The sequence below is a fragment of the Vibrio sp. YT-18 genome, assembly GCF_033337345.1.
Classification (GTDB): domain Bacteria; phylum Pseudomonadota; class Gammaproteobacteria; order Enterobacterales; family Vibrionaceae; genus Vibrio; species Vibrio alginolyticus.
In genome coordinates this window covers 1-1,074 of the sequence record NZ_JAWOQO010000251.1, presented here as the reverse complement: position 1 = coordinate 1,074, position 1,074 = coordinate 1, and the positions used below count along the sequence as shown (strand labels likewise).

The window sequence follows — 1,074 nt, the reverse complement described above, 5'->3', positions numbered from 1 at the left end:
CGAGAGTAACTCTGCAGACAAGCCAGATGTCGTCACCACATCGTTGTCGAACTGAATGCGGCCTGTGGCTTTTTCTAGCGTCATTGGCGGCGCATCAATATCAACACGGTTGTCTTTCAAATCCGCATAACCCCAAGCTCGCGCGTCTTTTTCCATATCAAAAGGAATGTTGAGCTGGAACTCGGAATACACCGGGCCACTGACTTGCAAGGCCGTCAAAGCGGCACCAACCGAGTCAACCAGCGGCGTAGCCATCATGTAGTCGCGAACTTCATTACCCGGAGCTGTGGCTTTAGCTTCAATTTCGATATGGCCATCTTCAGCCAACTCCGGAATGCGCCCCGTGATGCGTTTAGCGTGAACGCCATTTAACGTCGCCGATTTGGAATCCAGATACATGGCGTCGTTTTCAAACAATAGATCAAGCTGCAAGTCGGTAATGGTTGGCCACGCAGTATCAAAACTGAATTTCGCGTCTTTTAAGCCAACCCATGCCTGAAACATGCCGTTGTGCTCTTTGTAAGGAAAATCTCCTAACTCGCCATACCACAGCAATTTGGCCGTATTTACTTTACCGCCTTGAATGGCGGTCGATAGGTAATCCGTCAGATCTTGACCTAATGCCAAGGTTGGCAAGTAACGCCAAGTTTCACCAGCGTTGTAGAGATCCGCCTCAGCATAAAACGATAGGAATGGGCTTTGCTCTTTAGGGAAATCGAGTCGAAATGCGCCCAACACTTGAAGGTCCGGAGTCGCAGCCGTGACTTTATCCGACCACAAACGCCAACCTGTCTCATCTTGCTGCCAGATGATGTCGACTTCGCCTTGCTTGATGTTCAATGGGGCTTGGAATACATCCCCGTACGGGAAAACATCATCAATGACCGTGACTTTCGCTTTCGCTTGCTTCAAGTCACCCGCAACGCTGCCTTGCACATGTTGAAAGCCCGGCAACAGTTCCCATTGAGTCATAGCTAACTCATAGAGGTCTGCCGAATAACGCAGCGTATCTAAGCCACCATTCATGGCTAAACGAATGTCTTCAACACGACCTTTCGGCGCTAACTTCTTGAG

Annotated in this window: 1 protein-coding gene; it reads right to left on the bottom strand. The window is 49.7% G+C overall.

Annotation, left to right across the window (positions count from 1 at the left end; translation table 11 throughout):
• A partial coding sequence (locus R7M72_RS25770; protein WP_318056551.1) for a DUF3971 domain-containing protein occupies nt 1-1,074 on the bottom strand: 1,074 nt, incomplete at both ends.